Origin of the sequence: Pseudoalteromonas aquimarina (genome assembly GCF_049257255.1) — a bacterium.
Classification (GTDB): Bacteria; Pseudomonadota; Gammaproteobacteria; order Enterobacterales; family Alteromonadaceae; genus Pseudoalteromonas.
The window spans coordinates 312,109-330,193 of sequence record NZ_JBMMUG010000003.1 but is presented as its reverse complement, the minus strand read 5'-3'; the positions used below and the strand labels follow the sequence as shown (position 1 = coordinate 330,193).

At 40.1% G+C, this 18,085-nt stretch carries 15 protein-coding genes; all 15 read left to right on the top strand.

Annotated elements, in window-relative coordinates:
• The 15 genes from AAEU29_RS09480 to AAEU29_RS09410 all read left to right on the top strand — a co-directional run bounded on the left by AAEU29_RS09480 (position 1) and on the right by AAEU29_RS09410 (position 17,931).
• Entirely contained in the window at positions 1-1,080 is a 1,080-nt protein-coding gene (locus AAEU29_RS09480; RefSeq protein WP_421973090.1) for a sugar transferase, read from the top strand.
• 4 nt (positions 1,081-1,084) lie between these two features.
• The gene (locus AAEU29_RS09475; protein WP_421973089.1) at positions 1,085-2,494 is read left to right on the top strand and encodes an O-antigen ligase family protein; all 1,410 of its coding nucleotides are present in this window, start codon (positions 1,085-1,087) and stop codon (positions 2,492-2,494) included.
• The gene (locus AAEU29_RS09470) at positions 2,487-3,653 is read left to right on the top strand and encodes a glycosyltransferase (protein ID WP_421973088.1); all 1,167 of its coding nucleotides are present in this window, start codon (positions 2,487-2,489) and stop codon (positions 3,651-3,653) included. The genes AAEU29_RS09475 and AAEU29_RS09470 overlap by 8 nt, the downstream gene beginning before the upstream one ends.
• Positions 3,646-5,781 carry an SUMF1/EgtB/PvdO family nonheme iron enzyme gene (locus AAEU29_RS09465; RefSeq protein ID WP_421973087.1) on the top strand — a complete coding sequence of 712 codons (2,136 nt, stop codon included), beginning with the start codon at positions 3,646-3,648 and terminating at the stop codon, positions 5,779-5,781. Before AAEU29_RS09470 ends, AAEU29_RS09465 begins: the two co-directional genes overlap by 8 nt.
• A 1-nt stretch (position 5,782) precedes the next feature.
• Positions 5,783-7,276, top strand: coding sequence for a lipopolysaccharide biosynthesis protein (locus AAEU29_RS09460; protein ID WP_421973086.1), 1,494 nt, complete (start codon positions 5,783-5,785; stop codon positions 7,274-7,276).
• Positions 7,277-7,281: 5 nt separating this feature from the next.
• Positions 7,282-8,145 (top strand): glycosyltransferase, encoded by an 864-nt coding sequence (locus AAEU29_RS09455; RefSeq protein ID WP_421973085.1) that lies wholly within the window; start codon positions 7,282-7,284, stop codon positions 8,143-8,145.
• A 148-nt stretch (positions 8,146-8,293) separates the two neighbouring features.
• Positions 8,294-9,250 carry an alginate lyase family protein gene (locus AAEU29_RS09450; RefSeq protein WP_421973084.1) on the top strand — a complete coding sequence of 319 codons (957 nt, stop codon included), beginning with the start codon at positions 8,294-8,296 and terminating at the stop codon, positions 9,248-9,250.
• Positions 9,251-9,451: 201 nt separating this feature from the next.
• On the top strand, positions 9,452-9,838 hold the full coding sequence (locus AAEU29_RS09445; protein ID WP_421973083.1) for a BlaI/MecI/CopY family transcriptional regulator: 387 nt from the start codon (positions 9,452-9,454) through the stop codon (positions 9,836-9,838).
• A gap of 3 nt (positions 9,839-9,841) precedes the next feature.
• On the top strand, positions 9,842-10,804 hold the full coding sequence (locus AAEU29_RS09440; protein ID WP_421973082.1) for a M56 family metallopeptidase: 963 nt from the start codon (positions 9,842-9,844) through the stop codon (positions 10,802-10,804).
• 83 nt (positions 10,805-10,887) lie between these two features.
• Positions 10,888-12,165: a TolC family protein gene (locus AAEU29_RS09435; RefSeq protein ID WP_421973081.1), complete on the top strand. Its 1,278-nt coding sequence runs from the start codon at positions 10,888-10,890 to the stop codon at positions 12,163-12,165.
• Between the two features lie 7 nt (positions 12,166-12,172).
• Positions 12,173-13,417, top strand: coding sequence for an efflux RND transporter periplasmic adaptor subunit (locus AAEU29_RS09430; RefSeq protein WP_421973080.1), 1,245 nt, complete (start codon positions 12,173-12,175; stop codon positions 13,415-13,417).
• A 16-nt stretch (positions 13,418-13,433) separates the two neighbouring features.
• Positions 13,434-16,544, top strand: coding sequence for an efflux RND transporter permease subunit (locus AAEU29_RS09425; RefSeq protein WP_421973079.1), 3,111 nt, complete (start codon positions 13,434-13,436; stop codon positions 16,542-16,544).
• Between the two features lie 188 nt (positions 16,545-16,732).
• Positions 16,733-17,404, top strand: a complete 672-nt coding sequence (locus tag AAEU29_RS09420; protein WP_421973078.1) for a hypothetical protein — start codon at positions 16,733-16,735, stop codon at positions 17,402-17,404.
• A gap of 226 nt (positions 17,405-17,630) precedes the next feature.
• Positions 17,631-17,771, top strand: coding sequence for a hypothetical protein (locus tag AAEU29_RS09415; RefSeq protein ID WP_157813533.1), 141 nt, complete (start codon positions 17,631-17,633; stop codon positions 17,769-17,771).
• Positions 17,772-17,796: 25 nt separating this feature from the next.
• Positions 17,797-17,931 carry a hypothetical protein gene (locus tag AAEU29_RS09410; RefSeq protein WP_269800857.1) on the top strand — a complete coding sequence of 45 codons (135 nt, stop codon included), beginning with the start codon at positions 17,797-17,799 and terminating at the stop codon, positions 17,929-17,931.
• Positions 17,932-18,085 lie beyond the last annotated feature (154 nt).

The window sequence follows — 18,085 nt, the reverse complement described above, 5'->3', positions numbered from 1 at the left end:
ATGAAACAAGATCACCCTTTTCACTTCGATAGTGGATATGTTGCCAAGCAAGGAATTGCTAACACCTTATTTAATAAATTAGCCGCGCTAGTATTGCTTTTGGTAAGTCTACCAGTGTTTTTTATCATTCCTATCATCATTAAATTACAAGATGGCGGCTCAGCTTTTTATGCCGGAAAACGACTCGGTAGAAATAAAAAAACCTTTACGATGTATAAGTTTAGAACGTTAACGGAAAATGCGGAGGCCATTATCGGTGCTGAATTAGTATCGACAAGTACACTCAAACTAGAAACTCCAATAGGTAAATTTTTACGTGAAACTCGCCTAGATGAGTTACCACAATTGTTTAATGTACTCAAAGGCGATATGGACATTATTGGCCCACGCCCTGAGAGGCAAACTGTTTACGATGAAATGTGTAAGCAGATCCCTTGGTATGATAAGCGTTTTGCTGTAAAGCCAGGGTTAATTGGTTACTCTCAACTGTTTACTCCACACAGTGCATCTAAAAAAACCCGTGCATTGATTGATAATTTCTACTTAAAACGCAGTCATGAGGTTAAATCTGATATTGTCTTATTATCTTATGCCCTGAGCGTTTTGCTTTTCAAATTGATGCGCAAATTGCCAAAAGTCGCTTTAAAAGTTGTCAAACACTTATCACCTCTTTACAAAAGTCCTGCTGAAAGACGCGAGTTAGACAGAGTTAACTGCCATAAAACCAAAGTTAATTTGTGGTATAAACATTCAGAAGAAGACAGCTCTGATGAACTTAAAATACATCTTAGTGATCTGCAAGGTGAGGTAATTAACATAAATGAAGATGATGTATACATTGCACTACCACACGAGATAACAAACGATATTGCAGCGATTGAATTAATTACTCAATACAAGCCTTTGTTTCAGTCAAAAGCAAGGCATAAGTCTGTCCATTGCGAAGCTAAATTAAAGTTTAAGCGCGATGCAAGCAGTAATTATCCTGACGCGTTTATGTATGTAGTATCGATGCGAAAGCTCAGCCCATTGAATCAACTAAAATTACATAAATACTTTTTACATAAGAGTATTTCCTGACAATATGAGCAGACAACTTAGTGACATCGGTCTTTCACGTTTATTCATCATTTCAGTGCTGATAGTACTGACGGTGTTACTTTTAACCACCAAATATTATGTCCTAGCAGCGGTTCCAAGCATTCTAGTTATCGCTAGCTTAGTAATGGCCAAGTCACCTCAATTTGGCGTTTACATTTTGATTTTTATGATCCCATTTGGTGCTTTTAGAAAGATAATGGTGGGAGGTACAGAAATAAACCTTGCTTGGATAGTTGCAGGGGGAACATTTCTAGTTTTTATTACTGATAGAATAATCCATAAAAAGTCTTTTAATGATTTACGAAACCCAGTTTCGTTATGGTTAGGCTTGTTCTTTTTAGTTGCAATAATCTCTACCTGGCTTTCGCCATATATGGCAGCTTCAATTAAAGATTTTAAACTCTGGATCGCTGCTTTGCTTTATATTTTACTTGTAGTTGCATTAGTTCCAAGGCACGGGTTCAGAAAAACAATCCCAAAGATTATTATTATAAGTGTGGCCATTAGCACCCTATTAGGTAACTTAGATTACTTATTTGGTTTAAATCTCTTTACGCAAGAACATATGGGCGGGAAATTAACGCGTAATGTAGGTGCAACTATCGACCCAAATAATCTCTCGCTTATGATTATTGCAACTCTACCAATCATTATTCATGGCTTTTTGTATGCAAAACGTCCAATATCTAAACTTGCTTATGGAATTTTATTAGCAAATGCAGTGCTTGGCATTGGTTTAACATTTTCACGCGGTGGTTTTTTAGTATTTGTAATTATTTCGGCGCTAATAGCTTTTGAATTTAGACATTTTTTCAAAGTGAAATATATTGGATTCATATTACTTGGTCTAAGTATTAGTCTCACGACTTTTGTTGTAGTTATGCCAGATTCATTTTGGCAACGTCAAACTTCATTAACATCTTGGGAAGATTCCTCGCTAGTTAGAAGGGCAAGCTATTTGGAAGTTGCCTCCGATGCATTTATTGAACGCCCTTTATTTGGCCATGGACTGGATAGCTTTTACCGAATTTATGCACAAACTCAATATGCAAAAATTGACAAAGAAACAGGAAAAATTCTAGGTCGATATGCACATAATAGTTACATTGAAATTCTTGTTGGTACCGGAATTATAGGACTAATTTCGTTCTTAATGTTACTAATGACAGCTTTAAGAGCATTTACAACAGCAAAGAATCGTTATCTAAATGCGAATATGCAAGAAGAAGCTGATTACATTGCCAGTTTGAGGCTCTTTTTATTTGCAACACTGTTTTACTTATTAATTTTTAGTGAAACACATCATAAATTTATGCTGGTTGGCTTAGCATTATCCCAACTGGCTCTTCGTTATAGCCAGACTGCTTTAGATGAGAGCAAACAAAATGGATAGTCTATTATTTTTTGCATGGCTCATTGGTATAGTGGCTTTAGTTCCTTTTTTATCTGTATTTCTGCTATATCCATGTTTACTTTATTTTATTCGTAGTAAGAAAAAAATATCGGATCAACCAGTCCATAACCTTCCTACAGTGACTATGTTAATCGCTGCACGAAATGGTGAACTATTAGTCGAGAAGAAAGTCGAGAATTGCCTGTCATTAGATTATCCAAAAGAAAAAATTAACTTTATCTTTTTCTCTGACGGTTCAACAGATAACACTCTTTCTTTGCTAAACACTCTAAAGACCGATGCCATAACTGTTCTGTTTGACGAAAATCATATAGGAAAAGCGCAAGCACTTAATCGAGCAGTAGAGCATACAGATGCTGATATCCTCATTTTTTCTGATCTTGATGCAATTTTGGTAAATGATGCTATTACCCATTTAACAAAACATTTTGCTCATGCCGAGGTAAGTGGCGTTTGTGGTCAACGAGCCATATCCACTGATATTAGTGCTCTTAAAGATGCTCAAAAGAAATACATCAAACTCGATAGCTGGATAAAGTTACAAGAGAGCAAATTAGGCTTTTTAACATCAAATGATGGCAAGCTCTATGCTATAAGGCGTGAACATCACAGTCCAATTGCTGAAGGGGTAACAGACGACCTTTACAGTGCATTGGCTGTAATCAACCAAGGTAAAAAGTTTGTTTTTGAAGGACAAGCAAAAGCATTTATTAAAACTCCTTCACGTAATAGTAAACACGAAATCAGTCGTCGCAGACGCATCACATGCCGAAGCCTGACCGGTATTGCAATGTTTCCGAGATTATTAAATCCTTTCAGAACCGGACTATTTGCCTTTGGATTAATAATAAATAAAGTAATGAGGCGCTTACTGCCGCTCTCGCTAATTTTAATACTTCTTTCAAATATGTTGTTATTCAAAACCCATTTCGTGTATCAAATTACTATGTTTTTACAAATTGGATTTTATATAACAGCATTTATCGCACCTTATTCAACGTTACTACCTCACAAAGTCTTAAAACTATTCAATGCTGTTCATTATTTCGTGCTGGGTAATCTAGGTGTTTTACTTGGTATGTTAGATTTTATTCGTAACAAACGTGTTATCAAATGGGAGCCAATCAAAAATGACTAAACCAAGAAAGAAAGTCAGTTGCCTCAACCTAAGTACTGACAAAGTTATTTCAACATGCTTGGCCATGGCATCTGTACTATTTTGTAGTACTACATTAGCTAATAACGATGCATACTCATTTCCAACAAACATCGATATTCAAGAAAAAGTGTCCACTTTAGTTGAACAAGATAATGCTTTTACATTGAGTATTTATTTCGACACAGACTCATCTGTTATAAAACCTGAATACCAACAACTATTACAACGACTTATTACTGAGTTACAACAAATTGAACAACATCAATTTCAGTTAGATTTAATAGGACATACCGATAGTAGGGCTTCTAATGCATACAACTTACAATTGGGTGAAAGCCGAGCACTCGCAGTAAAAACACTTTTACAACCTCACTTACAAAATGAAATACAAATTCGTGAAGTGCGCTCAAAGGGAAAGGCTAATCCCGTGGCAGATAATTCTACTGAACAGGGTAAAGCACTTAACCGACGAGTAGAAATTACCATTGAACCTTCAACTCTAGCTTTTTTCGAAAAACACAATAAAATCTCCCTTTCTGGAAATGGTGATTCATTACTTGTCAATAATGGTAACGAACTTGTTATTTGGGATACCCAAGCTGCATGCCCACAAAATGTATTAGCTGAGAAAGAAGGCAAAATTTACACTTCATCCATTTCGAATAATAAGTTACTCGCATTATCTGGTGGCACTTCTCAACGCTTGACACTATGGGATGTCGCTACTGGCAGTGAGCTTGAATCTTTCACAGGCCATTTATCTGCAATTACCGCATCTGCCTTTTCTAACAGTGCAGAGGTAGCAATTTCAGGAAGCCTAGACGGCGAGGTTCGCCTGTGGGATTTAGTTAAGCGCCGCGAAATCAAAACATTTAGAAAACATTCTGCCCCCATTTCTTCCGTTACTCTATCTTCAGATAATAAATATGCCGCATCAGCTGATATTGAAGGAAATATTAGTTTATGGAATTTAGTAACACATAAAATGGAAGCGCACTATCCGCTTCATCAAGGTAGTGTTACTCACTTAAGTTTCGATGAGAAGAATGACTTTTTAATAAGCGCCAGTAAACAAACTGGCATCCATTACTGGCAGACGTCAACAGGCCACAAATCAACGTTTAATGATCCCGAAAAAAGGAAAATTACTCATTTCGATATTTCTAGTGATGGACAAAAATTAATAGCCATCTATGAAAACAGTGATATTACACTCTGGGAATTGCGCACCAAACGTAAGTTGTTGAATATTGAGAACTCAGATTACATTCTTAAAAGTGTCGCATTTGTTAACAATGATGGCGTTATTATGACTAGTGATGAACGAAATAATGTGCACTTTTGGGACAGTAAAAGTGGTCAGTATATCAATACATTTACAACCCACGACTGGCAACCGAAGAAGCCATTCCCAAATGAAAACGAACAAATTAAATCTTGGCTTGATGAGGTTACTAACACCCAATTTACTTGGGTCGGCAGTGCCTGTTATGAAATGGGCTGCGGGCCTTGGAACAAGCAATGCTCTAGCAGCGAACAACCACTGCATAAAGTTTGTTTAAGCGGTTATTGGATTGCTCAAAACGAAGTCAGCCAACAACTTTGGCAAGATACCTTGGGTTATAATCCATCCAAACAGTCTTGCAAAGGCGAAGCGTGTGCCACATCCGCTGTAAACCAAGTCTCATGGCAAGATGCACAACTTTTTATGTGTAAATTAAACCGCAATGCAGGTCAAATTTATCGCTTACCTACTGAAGCTGAGTGGGAGTATGCGTGTCGCAACCAAGGTGAAAACATCAAATATTTTCCTTCACATCAACAAGATGAAAATCACTCTCATCTTGGGTTAAATAATATGAACGATGGCGTGTGGGAATGGACACTCGATGCATTTGCTAAAGATGGTTACAGTAAACATCAACGCCACCAGCCAGTTTATGCGGGCGATGATAGCTACCACTTTATGAATGGCCATGTTTATCGTGCGCAACGGGGTGGCGCTTGGAATAAAGGATCTAAGTTCGGTCAGTGCTCTCGTAGACATTACGATGAACCCGGCTCGCGTGCTTTTTATTCGGGGTTAAGATTAGTAAAGCCACAATAAAATGAGTCAAGAACAGGTGCCAACAGCCCATCAAAAATCGGCATTTAAAAACATTGTTCATTTTACATCGAGCAATTTTTATCGCCATATGCTTGGACTTGCTACTGCATTTTTTCGCCCAGGTTTACTTGGTCCTGAGCTTTTTGGTATCTGGAGTCTACTAAACGTAGTCCCTTTTTATGCTAATTTTGCACATCTTGGTACACGTTCAGCAATGCGCTTTAAAATCGCTGAGTTAGCTGAAAAAGATAGCAGTGCACTTAACCTTTTCACACATACTACTTTGGTCGTTACTTTAGTTGCGACCACTGTATTAGCAATAATTATGGCAGGCTACGCCATAAGCGCCCCGCTTTCTCCTGAAATGGAATATGGCCTCTATGCGATGGCTGTTATTATTTTCCTCAATGCGCTTTATGAGCATTATGGCGCCGAAGCTAAGGGTTACCATAACTTCACCTTAGTGAGTCAAACAACCGTTATTCGCTATACCTTAAACTTTGTTTTTGGACTTAGTTTTATCTTGTTGTGGGGTTTATATGGTGCATTATTAGCACTCGGGTTATCCTGCTTTATTTCTCTGTGCTTTTTACTTAGAAAAATCCCAATAAGCTTGCCAAGTGCTGCCAATATGCCACTTGCTAAATCATTAGTAAAAACTGGTAGCCCGATTATGGCGCTCGATTTGGTCAACCTAACACTTCGCAATATTGATAAAGTGTTGGTTGCATCATTTTTAGGTGCAAAAGCACTGGGAATTTATGCCATTGCAGGCATTTTAGTTGGTGTAATGATTAATATTCCTGGTTCTTCTCGAGAAGTGACAGAACAATTACTGATGGCAGAAGATAAACAACGTTCAAGAGAAGCTATTTTAGAACAGTATATGATCAAAGGTATTCGTTTGAATGCTTACTTTATACCACTTGTTATTGCTGTTATGTGTTATGCACTACCTGTGTTTATAACGTGGTTTTTGCCTGCATTTAACGAGTCAATTTTACCTGCACAATGGTTACTGATTGGTGCATTTTTCTTAACCTTAAGTTATCCAGTACGTGGCATCATTGTATTCAATCAATGGCAAGCAAAAGCCGCACTCATTGCGCTTATTTCTGTGTTAGTAGCCGTAATACTGCTTGTCATTACACTAAGTACAAGTAACAACTTAACCTCTGTTGCACTTGCTGCATCTCTATCATTTGTTGCCTTATTTTTTTTATTAAGCTGGTTTGTATATAACAAATATCAGTTGCCGTTTTCGCAGTTTTTGAAAGAAGTTTTGAACTGCTTGGTACCGTTTTCAGTTTTAATTGTTAGTTACCTAATTTCAACTGAATTAACTGCGCTCAATTGGCCTATTTTATTATCTCAATTGCTATCGGGGTTAATTTTCTTGGTGTTGTATTTACCTTTACTGTATCGCGCTACCAAATCTGGTTACATTTCAATTCCCACAAAGCTTTTAAAAAAGTTAAAGTTCGATAAAGGCTAAGATTAATGCTAGTTACAGTTTATATGCCAACCCATAATCGGGCTAAAATGCTTGAAACTGCAATTAATTCAGTTCTGGCGCAAAGCTATCAACCGATTGAACTCATCGTGGTAAACGACGGTAGTCAAGATAACACGGCTGAAGTACTGCGCCGCTATGAAAAAGAACATGGCATCACAGTTATTACCAATGAAAATGCAAAAGGTGCCTGCTTTTCTAGGAATTTAGCGATTAATGTTGCTCGAGGTGAACTCATCACAGGGCTTGACGATGACGATGAATTTTTGCCACATCATATCGCTCAATTAGTTGCCCACTTCGACGAAAAATATGCTTTTGTAACAAGCCCTGTTATTGAAAACCAAGGCACTCGCACAATTGAACGTACCTTAGATACTGGCGTTATTACCCTAGACGATATGCTTTTTTACAATAAGGCTGGCAATCAGGTGCTGACATTAACTGAGCGATTAAAAGCCATTGGCGGGTTCGATGAGAATTTACCCGCTTTTCAAGATTACGATATCTGGTTAAGGCTCTGTGAGCAATTTGGTGATGGTTTAAAACTATCGGAGCCGACATATCAACTGAATACCGCGCATGAATTAAACCGCATTAGCAGCTCTTCGCAAAAACGCTTAGATGCACTTGATGTATTTACCGCTAAGCACCAACATCTAATGTCGCCAAAGCAGCAAAAAGCATTACAGTTTTTACGCTTTCATATTTCAGGCGAAAGACTATCTATAAATGATTTTTTCACCATAATTAGCTCTAAGAATTATAAACGTGTCATATCACTATTTTTAAAACAACGCTTGCCATGGCTTAAAACAGCTATCGACTATTTTCGCTATAAAAAATCATAACCAAAATATAATTTTACGTTAAACTCAATATAAGTTTAATTCTCCGTCTGTTAAAACTATTATGCGAACTTCTACCAGATACATTGCCCAACTCGTTTTATTTTTATCTTCATTCTTAATTTTTATTTTACCTTCATACGCTAGTACAATGCCTGATTATATATGGATTTCACCAAATGAGATTGCCGAATTACCTATTAGTGGTAAAGCATGGCAAAACATTAAGAACAACGCTGACAAGCCCCTTTCAACACCTAACCTCTCTAATCAAGATGATATGACTAACGTGTATGTACTTGCTAAAGCACTCGTTTATGTACGTTTAGGTTATGAAAACTATCGGGATGATGTGATTAATGCCTGTATGCAAGCCATTGGAACAGAAGAAGGAAGCACAACGCTCGCATTTGGTAGAGAGCTTTCAAGCTATATTATCGCAGCTCAGTTAGTTGGATTGCCTGAAGACAAAAAAATGATTTTTGATGCATGGCTTAAAGAAGCACTATATAAAGAATTGGGTGGACGTACACTAAAATCAACTCACGAAGATAGACCAAATAATTGGGGCACACATGCAGGTGCAAGTCGCATTGCACTCGCTATTTATTTTAAAGATCACGAAGAGTTAACTGCATCAGCGGCCGTGTTCAAAGGCTGGCTTGGCGATAGAGAGAGTTACAGCGATTTTAAATACCGTGATACACAGTGGTGGCAAGCAAATCCTAAGAAGCCTGTTGGCATAAACCCTATTGGTTCCAAAAAGCGTGGACACAGTATTGATGGTGTGCTGCCTGAAGAACAAAGACGTAGTGGCAGTTTTTCATGGCCACCTGAAAAAGAAAACTACGTTTATGAAGGTCTTCAAGGCGCAATCGCTCAAGCAGTTATGCTGAATCGCGCTGGATTCGACACCTTTTCCTGGTCAGATAATGCATTACTTCGAGCGTTTACATGGCTGCACGAAGAGGCTAATTTTCCGGCCGAAGGGGACGATACCTGGCAACCTCATATAATTAATAAAATATACGGAAGTCAATTTCCTGCTCCTGTTCCTGCAAAGCCAGGAAAGGCGATTGGCTGGACGGATTGGACACACGGGCAATAAGCACTTTCCGATGAAGGTTTTATAAATGGGTTAAAAATATTTATAACCGACAACTGTTTCTGTCATTTAAAAGCCTAATAGAGTGTCTATTAGGCTTTTTTATTATCTTCTTTATGGCAATTAATAAAAACCTATTGCAAATCGGTTTTAGTCAACCTATTATACCGACTGTTAATCGGTTTTTAGTTTAAGGTGATCACAATGAAACTCGGCGATTTAGAAAAATTGCTTTTACACTACCTATGGCAACACGGTTGCTCTGACGTAAAAACCGTTTTTGCTCACTTTGAAAATACCCGCGGTGGCAGTTTAAATACCTACCAAAGCACCCTTGAACGCCTCTACAAAAAAGGCTTGTTATCGCGTCATAAAGAGGGGCATGCATTTCATTATAAAGCCCGCGTTGAGCGCCACGAACTAATAGGCCAGCTAATAAAATCAGTCACCACTGACTTTGTTGGTGAAGACGATGGTAGCAGCCTAATTGCCGCATTTAGTTCGATGTCGTCAGAGTTCAATGTTGAACAACTGGACAAATTAGAATCGCTGATCGAACAACAAAAATTAAAACTTAAGCAACAAGTCTAAGTTATGAGCGCAGAACCCCTCACTTTATTGTTAAATGTATTAGCAATTGCCGTTGTGTGCTTTGTGCTACACAACATTGCGGTGTCTGCGTTTGTCACATTATTGAGTACGCGATTTTTAAAATTACAGGTTAAATCTCGCAAAATCACCTTGTGGTTTTTAGCGACCTTACCTTGGTTTAGCGCCTTTTCGACCGCCGCCTACTTTGTCTACGCTGCCAATGGCCTGTCACCGTTTGAAAGTGCGTCAAGTATGGATCATTGGCATCATATTGACAGTTTTTCATGGCTCAGTTGGCACGGGGCAGTGACAGCGTGCGCACTTGGTTTTTTGGCATATGTAATTAGCTCAAGATTGTTAAAACTGCGTGCCCATCAGCATGAAATTAAAAGCTTAATGGCGCTTTCCCGTAAGCTTGATAACAATACCTTCGAAATCGATTCAAATGATGCCGCAGCATTTACTGCAGGTTTTATCAGCCCTAAGTGCTTTGTTACTAAAGGCATGCGCGAGCAAATTAGCAACACTGAATACCATATTGTTATGCAGCACGAACTAGCCCATGCAAATAAGCGTGACCCATTTAAAAAATGGTTATTTGCCCTGCTCGCGGCATTTTTTATACCAAACATTAAACAGCGTTTAGTCCTGCATATGACCTTAGCAATGGAGCAAGATGCTGATAACGCCGTGGTTTCAAACACTACTTCATCACTCGATATTGCGGGCACTCTTGTAAAAGTAGCAAGGCTAAATGCCACAGGCATTACCCTTAAAAATACTGACATGGTGGCTAATTTTGGCGCTGATGTGCTAGAGCAACGTGTGTATTTTTTACTTGGGCAATTATCGCTAAAACCAGTTAATCACTTGTTCATGATGCTGCTCGCAATTGCCGCATTTTTCCTATGCTTGACCTCAGTCGATAGCATCCACCACTTTATCGAAACCTTTACGAGTCATTAATATCATGGACTTTAAAGGTATTTCTGCAAATTCAAAAAACCGATTAACAATCGGTACAAAGCCTAAATTTTAGGAGTAAACATATGCTTATAAAATTTGTCACACAAAGAAAACCGATTAACAGTCGGTTATTGATAGGATTAAACCTTGTCGTTGCGAGTCTATTGCTCGCACCACAGGGTGCTGCCGCAAACGAAGTCATAACTTTAAAAACCGCCATCAGTAAGACAATACAAAGCCACCCTGATTTAACGCCGCTAATTTATTTGCAACAAGCAAATCAAGGGCTTATTCAACAAGCTGGGGTTGCAAGCCCAGTTACCCTTGATGTAAGCGTTGAAGATGCACTTGGCACTGGCGATTATCAGGGCTTTTCTAATAGCCAAACAAGCTTGAGTATTGCGTGGTTGCTCGATGGTGAGCAAGTGGATGCACGAGTGGATATCGCCAAGCAACAAGGGCTGATTTATGCCGTTGAAAAAGAGGCCAAAGCGCTCGATTTAGCTGCCGAAACGGCCAATTTGTTTATTACCTTATTAGCGCAACAAGCCCAGTTACAACTGGCAACTCTGGCGGAAAAACAAGCCAAAAAAGCCCTGTCAGAGATTACCAAACGGGTAGAAGCAGGCCGCGTAAACAGTATTGATAAATACCGCGCAAAAGCCGATTTAGCAAAGCAAACATTAGTAGTTGAAGATCTTTACTTTGAAATTGAAGCAACAAAATCACAGTTAGCAGCCCAGTGGCAAGGTTCTGCTGAATTTGATGTAACGGGCGATTTAACCCAATTACCTAATGCCCTTTCACTGGAAGATGCCAAAGCACAATTAAAAAACACGCCGCGTTTTTCACTCTTTGCATCAAAACAGCGTGTAATCTCATCAGAAATTGCACTATCACAAGCTGAGAGTAAGCCCGCTTGGCAAATCAATACAGGCATTACGCGCGACCAAGCGCTTAATGACTTTTCACTAAGTGCTGGCGTTTCAATTCCGTTAGGGGGTGCGTCTCGTAGCGAAGGGAAAATTGCATCGCTTAACGCCAGTAAACAGCAGCAAGCAGCCGAGGCAAAAGCCTGGATTGCGCGCGCCCAAACCCAAGCGTTACTACTTAACCACAAGCTAACCCACAATACCCATATTGCCAATGCGCTTTTAAAAGAATCACTTCCCGCCCTCGAAACCGCAAGTAAACAAGCCGAGCTTGCCTATCAGCAGGGGCGCTACCGATACACCGATTGGTACGCAGTAAAACAAGAGTTATTACAAGCCCGATTGGAGCTGATACAAGCCTACACCAATATTCAACGATTCAATGTTGAACTTGAGCGCTTAACCGGCGCGAGCCTAACAATTAAGTGAGATTGCGATGAAATTATCAAATCTATTAAATGCATTTTTAGTGAGCCTATTACTCATTGTGCTAAATTTTGATGCGCTTGCCGGAAGCGACCACGATCACCAGCAAGATGATAGCGAGCACAACGATGCAGCTACGGGGCCAAACGGTGGACGACTTTTCAAAACAGGTGACTTCTCTTTGGAGCTGCAACTAGTTGAACAAGGAAAAGCACCCGAATACCGTGTATTTGTTAAAGATCACGAAAAAACAGTAGCACCCGTCGATGTGGACGTTACCGTTACCCTGAGCCGATTAGGTGGCAAAAAAGACACCATTTCATTTAAACCAAATGGCGCCTTTTTAAAGGGTACGTCACCGATAAACGAGCCCCACTCATTTAGCGTTGAAATAAGCGCCAGTTATCAAGGTGAAGTCTATGAGTGGCATTTTGATAATTTTGAAGGACGCACTCAAATTGCTGCCCCCATTGCTGAGCAACTGAGCATTAACACCAATACCGTGCAAGCAAAAACCCTGACAAAAACTTTGCCTGTGTATGGAAAACTCGCCCTGCCAGCAGGAGCTAAGCGCCAAATAAGCGCGCGTTTTGATGGTGAAATTACCAAACTCACTGCGCTATTGGGTATGCAGGTTAAAAAAGGTCAGCACATAATGACCATTCAAAGTAACGACAGCTTACAAAGCTACCGCGTTATTTCCCCGATTAATGGCATTGTAACTAAACAAAATGTGGGACTTGGTGAGCAAACGGCTGGGCGCAGCTTAATAGAAATTACCGATATGACTGAGCTTGTTGCAGAGCTACAAGTTTTTCCAAACGACGCAGCAAAAATCAGCCAAGGCGCAGCAGTAAGCGTTAATGTAAATGGCTTAAATACGCCAATAGATACCACCATTAAAGACAGTCTATTTTCAGTTGCTGGCAATCAAGCAAAAACCTATCGCGCCTTCATCCCAAACCCCAATAACCAACTGCAAGTAGGCCAATTTGTTAGCGCCGACATCACCCTTGAAAGCTTTACGGTACCGATGGCAATTGAGAAAAAAGCACTGCATGCATTTCGTGATTTTAATGTGGTATTTGCCAAATTTGGCGACCAATTTGAGGTTCGTATGTTAACCCTTGGTCGCAGCAGCGGTGAGTGGGTTGAAGTGTTAAGTGGCATTGATATTGGCAGCGAATATGCCACCGACAACAGTTATATCTTAAAAGCCGACATTGAAAAATCAGGCGCGTCACACGACCACTAAAAGTGAGTAATTACTTATGCTAGAATCCATTTTAAAATTCGCGATTGAGCGAAGTAAGTTAGTACTTGCCATGGTAATGTTAGTTGCAGCACTGGGGGCTTGGCAGTTTACCAAACTGCCCATCGATGCCGTGCCCGACATTACCAATGTGCAGGTCGTTATCAATACCGAAGTGCCCGGTTACACCCCGCTGGAAGTAGAGCAACGCGTTACTTACGTGCTTGAAACCGCACTGGCTGGCGTGCCCAACTTAAGTTACACACGTTCTATTTCACGTTATGGTTTATCACAAGTGGTTGCCATATTCAGTGATGACACCGATATCTATTTTGCCCGCCAATTAGTAAATGAGCGTTTGGTTTCGGCAAAATCTGAGTTGCCCTTTGGTGTAGAGCCAGAGCTTGGCCCTATTTCGACTGGGCTGGGTGAAATTTTTATGTTTACGGTTGATGCCTTGCCAGGAGCAATTAACCCCGATGGCAGCCCAATCACTGCAACCGATTTACGTACCGTGCACGACTGGATCATTCGCCCGCAATTAGTTCAAGTAGAAGGCGTTGTTGAAGTAAACCCCATTGGTGGCTTTGAGCGCGAAATTCAAATTGCCATAAAACCTGAAAAACTGTTGGCATTTGGCTTGTCGCAACAAGATGTAATTGATGCTATTGGTAGCCATAACCAAAACCGAGGAGCGGGCTTTATTGAGCGTGATGGGTCGCAGTGGTTAGTGCGCATTCCAGGTCAATTAAGCGATTTAGCCCAGCTTGAAAATGTACCCGTTACGAATTTGCAAGGTGCGGTAATTCGCATTAAAGATGTTGCCGATGTGATTGAAGGTAAAGAGCTACGCTCTGGTGCAGCAACACAAAATGGTCATGAAGTGGTGCTCAGTACCGTCTTTATGTTAATTGGTGAAAACAGTCAAAAAGTGGCAAAAGAGGTTGGCGAACGCTTAACAGAAATAAGTAAAAGTTTACCGCAAGGGGTGGTGATTAACCCTGCGTACGATCGCACAAAACTGGTGAATAAAACCCTCGATACCGTTAAAACCAATTTGCTTGAAGGCGCACTGCTAGTCATTGTTATTTTGTTTTTATTGCTCGGTAATTTTAGAGCGGCACTTATCACCGCGATGGTAATCCCATTTGCGATGTTAATGACCATTACAGGCATGGTACAAAGTAAAGTAAGTGCTAACTTAATGAGTTTAGGCGCACTCGACTTTGGCCTACTGGTTGATGGCGCAATTATTATCGTAGAAAACTGTATGCGCCGCTTAAGCCAAGCTCACAAAAGTCAAAACAAAGCGCAGCCCTTGCCATTAAACGAGCGTTTGGCCTTGGTATTTGATGCCACCCGTGAAGTGATCCGCCCTGCCCTATTTGGTGTGTTTATTATTACCGCAGTCTATTTACCGATTTTTGCCCTAACTGGCGTGGAAGGCAAAATGTTCCATCCGATGGCAATGACAGTGGTAATTGCCCTAGTGAGTGCCATGGTTTTATCAATTACGTTTGTGCCTGCATGTATTGCTCTGTTATTTAAAAAGCCGGTACAAGAAAAAGAAAATATCGTAATGAAGGCAAGCACTGCGCTTTATCAGCCAATCTTAACCTTTGTGTTAAAAATGCGTTGGGTAGTTGTTGGCAGCGCTCTTGCTCTTATGGCATCTTCTGGCGTTATGAGTACCAAACTCGGCAGCGAATTTGTGCCAAATTTAGATGAAGGTGATATTGCTATGCATGCGATGCGCATACCGGGCACTTCACTTACTCAGTCGATTAAAATGCAAGAACTACTAGAGCAAAAAATTGCTGAAAAAGCCGAAGTGTTAAGTGTATTTTCAAAGATTGGTACACCCGATGTCGCCACCGATCCTATGCCGCCTAGCGTTGCGGATGTGTTTATTATGCTAAAACCGCGTGCTGAATGGCCAAACCCAGCCAAGCCAAAAACCCAACTGGTAGCTGAGCTTGAGCAGCTAGTTGAAACCATTCCAGGTAATCGTTATGAGTTTTTGCAACCGATTCAAATGCGCTTTAATGAACTGCTGTCAGGAGTACGTTCAGAGCTTGCGATTAAGGTATTTGGCGATGATTTTGATACCCTTGCGATTGTTGGAAAGCGCATTGAAAGTGCAATTGAAAACGTTGCTGGTATTCGCGATGTGCAAGTGGAAAAAATTAAAGGCTTGCCCATTTTAACCATCAATCCAATTGATCACATGTTAGCGCGTTATGCTCTGACCAAGGCCGATTTACAACAGCAAATTGCCATTAGCATGGGTGGAGTGGACGTTGGTAAATTTAATCAAGGCGATCGCCGTTTTGATATTGTGGTGCGTTTACCCGATGATAAACGCCGTGATATCGATAATCTTAAACACCTACCCATTACCTTAGCCAATGGCGATTATGTTCCGTTGTCAGAAGTCGCGAGCATTGAAAAAGTAAACTCGGCAAATCAGGTTAACCGTGAAAATGGTAAACGCCGCATTGTGGTAACAGCCAATGTGCGTGGCCGCGATTTAGGTGGATTTGTAAAAGATGTGAAAATGGCGATTGAACAAAATGCAGATATTCCCGCAGGTTACTGGGTAGAATACGGCGGAACTTACCAAAAACTGCAATCAGCAACCAAGCGTTTAACCTTAGTTGTACCCTTAACTTTAGCGATTATTGTGGCGCTGTTGTTAATCGCTCTTGGCTCATTTAAAGACTCAATGATTATCTTCAGCGGCGTACCACTGGCGCTTACGGGCGGCATTTTTGCACTATTCCTGCGAGATATTCCGTTTTCAATTTCAGCCGCTGTGGGCTTTATTGCCCTGTCTGGTATAGCAATTTTAAATGGCTTAGTAATGGTGTCGTTTATTCGTGAGTTAAGAGCAAATAAGCTTGGCTTAAATGACGCCATTATAACCGGGGCGCTAACGCGATTACGCCCAGTACTTACCACCGCACTTGTTGCCTCGCTTGGTTTTATTCCAATGGCACTTAACACTGGCATTGGCTCAGAAGTGCAAAGGCCGCTGGCGACTGTGGTTATTGGCGGGGTGATTTCATCCACCTTGCTAACACTTTTTGTTTTGCCAGCGCTTTATCGCATATTGCATAACAAGAACTGAATATAAATATGCTATGCCCTCGATTGAGGGCATCTTTTCGCCTAGCCTATAAACGTAAGGATCTGTAATAAATTTAAATACTTTCTTACATAAGATTAGATTGTTTGTTCCCATTCCCACCCTTTTAGAACTAGTACTATGTTATTATCGCGCTAGAATTTTTGGGGTAGATTGAGAATAGACAAATTATGATTAACAATACAGGGAAAGCAGCACTATTTGTAAGTGTACTAAGCTTAGGACTAATTGGCTGCAGTGATTCAATTACAGATGATTTAGACGATGCATTAACCCATGAAGCAGAGTTTTCGTTTATCAATGCAATGGACTATAGCCTCGACTTTCATTTGCAACAACGTAATTTAGCGACAGGCTCAAGTGGGTTATTTGATAGTAAAAATCGAGTAGCAGGTAATATACAAGTGAATGGCTACTCCAGTGAATACGACTATGATTACCCAGCAGTAATGAATCAAGTTAATATTGGTATGCGCGGCGCTATGAGTAATAGTAATGAAGTTAAGATGCATACTAACTTAAGTGACGATGATGAATATTGGGTAATTGCTTGGCAAAATGGTGTGGAGAAACACCTTACCCTGCTTGAGAAAAAAGAGCGCGATAATGCCAATACTTTCAACGTGCGTATTTTCGCAAACGGCGTGTATCCAGTGACATTAAAAGGCAGCCAAGTAATGACTACTGAGCGCGGCAAAGTATCTGACTTTTTAACTCTTGATAACTGCGCACTCGACTTAACAATTAATGGTCATGCAATCGATTTATGCACCGGTGACTTTGGTGAGTCTTACTTACTGGTTGTAAATAGCGACGGCAAGCAAGTGTTAGTCGAAGAATAACGACGCGAATAAACAAACGCTGAAAAGCCGATGCAGCTGCATCGGTTTTTTTATTTATACAACCTGAAAGTCACCCATTCGCCACTAACACAATTCCTTTATCCCGAAATAAAACCAAATATCACCGCAATTGACCAAACATCACAAAGCAGCAGAAATCTCTCCTCAATTACCTATTATTTAACTCAAGCAACACGCTTTACTCAAACTTAAAGGAAATTGAACAATGAATACATCAAACGCAATCGAAATTTTAATGGCAGCTGGTTTAACAACATTTGTAGTAGCAGGTCTTGTAACTGCAGGTATGACAACAGCAATTATGGCTGGTGCAGCAATTGGCGGCACATACATGTTAACTAAATAATCGTAAAACGCATCGGAGATAAAAAATGAACAACGTATTTGATATTTTAATGACCACAGCACTTACTGCTTTTGTTGTAGTTGGTTTAGTAACAGCAGGAATGACAGCTGCGATTGTAACGGGTGTTGCTGTAGGTGGTAGCTACTTATTATTTAAGTAAGAGAGATTACAAAACAATTTAAGGAAATATGCCTATGACAAAAACACAAAAGCTAATTTATATATTCAGAAAACAGTTAAAATAGCCTTTCTATCCAATTAAATAGAAAGGCTTTTTTTCTAGCAATTATTCAAGAACCATAAAGTTACCATTT

Excerpts from the sequence above, each read along its gene's own strand:
- AAEU29_RS09475 (WP_421973089.1), top strand. The coding sequence starts at position 1,085 with ATGAGCAGACAACTTAGTGACATCGGTCTTTCACGTTTATTCATCATT.
- AAEU29_RS09465 (WP_421973087.1), top strand. The coding sequence starts at position 3,646 with ATGACTAAACCAAGAAAGAAAGTCAGTTGCCTCAACCTAAGTACTGAC.
- AAEU29_RS09415 (WP_157813533.1), top strand. The coding sequence starts at position 17,631 with ATGAATACATCAAACGCAATCGAAATTTTAATGGCAGCTGGTTTAACA.
- AAEU29_RS09410 (WP_269800857.1), top strand. The coding sequence starts at position 17,797 with ATGAACAACGTATTTGATATTTTAATGACCACAGCACTTACTGCTTTT.
- AAEU29_RS09455 (WP_421973085.1), top strand. The coding sequence starts at position 7,282 with ATGCTAGTTACAGTTTATATGCCAACCCATAATCGGGCTAAAATGCTT.
- AAEU29_RS09425 (WP_421973079.1), top strand. The coding sequence starts at position 13,434 with ATGCTAGAATCCATTTTAAAATTCGCGATTGAGCGAAGTAAGTTAGTA.
- AAEU29_RS09460 (WP_421973086.1), top strand. The coding sequence starts at position 5,783 with ATGAGTCAAGAACAGGTGCCAACAGCCCATCAAAAATCGGCATTTAAA.
- AAEU29_RS09445 (WP_421973083.1), top strand. The coding sequence starts at position 9,452 with ATGAAACTCGGCGATTTAGAAAAATTGCTTTTACACTACCTATGGCAA.
- AAEU29_RS09470 (WP_421973088.1), top strand. The coding sequence starts at position 2,487 with ATGGATAGTCTATTATTTTTTGCATGGCTCATTGGTATAGTGGCTTTA.
- AAEU29_RS09430 (WP_421973080.1), top strand. The coding sequence starts at position 12,173 with ATGAAATTATCAAATCTATTAAATGCATTTTTAGTGAGCCTATTACTC.
- AAEU29_RS09480 (WP_421973090.1), top strand. The coding sequence starts at position 1 with ATGAAACAAGATCACCCTTTTCACTTCGATAGTGGATATGTTGCCAAG.
- AAEU29_RS09420 (WP_421973078.1), top strand. The coding sequence starts at position 16,733 with ATGATTAACAATACAGGGAAAGCAGCACTATTTGTAAGTGTACTAAGC.
- AAEU29_RS09440 (WP_421973082.1), top strand. The coding sequence starts at position 9,842 with ATGAGCGCAGAACCCCTCACTTTATTGTTAAATGTATTAGCAATTGCC.
- AAEU29_RS09435 (WP_421973081.1), top strand. The coding sequence starts at position 10,888 with ATGCTTATAAAATTTGTCACACAAAGAAAACCGATTAACAGTCGGTTA.
- AAEU29_RS09450 (WP_421973084.1), top strand. The coding sequence starts at position 8,294 with ATGCCTGATTATATATGGATTTCACCAAATGAGATTGCCGAATTACCT.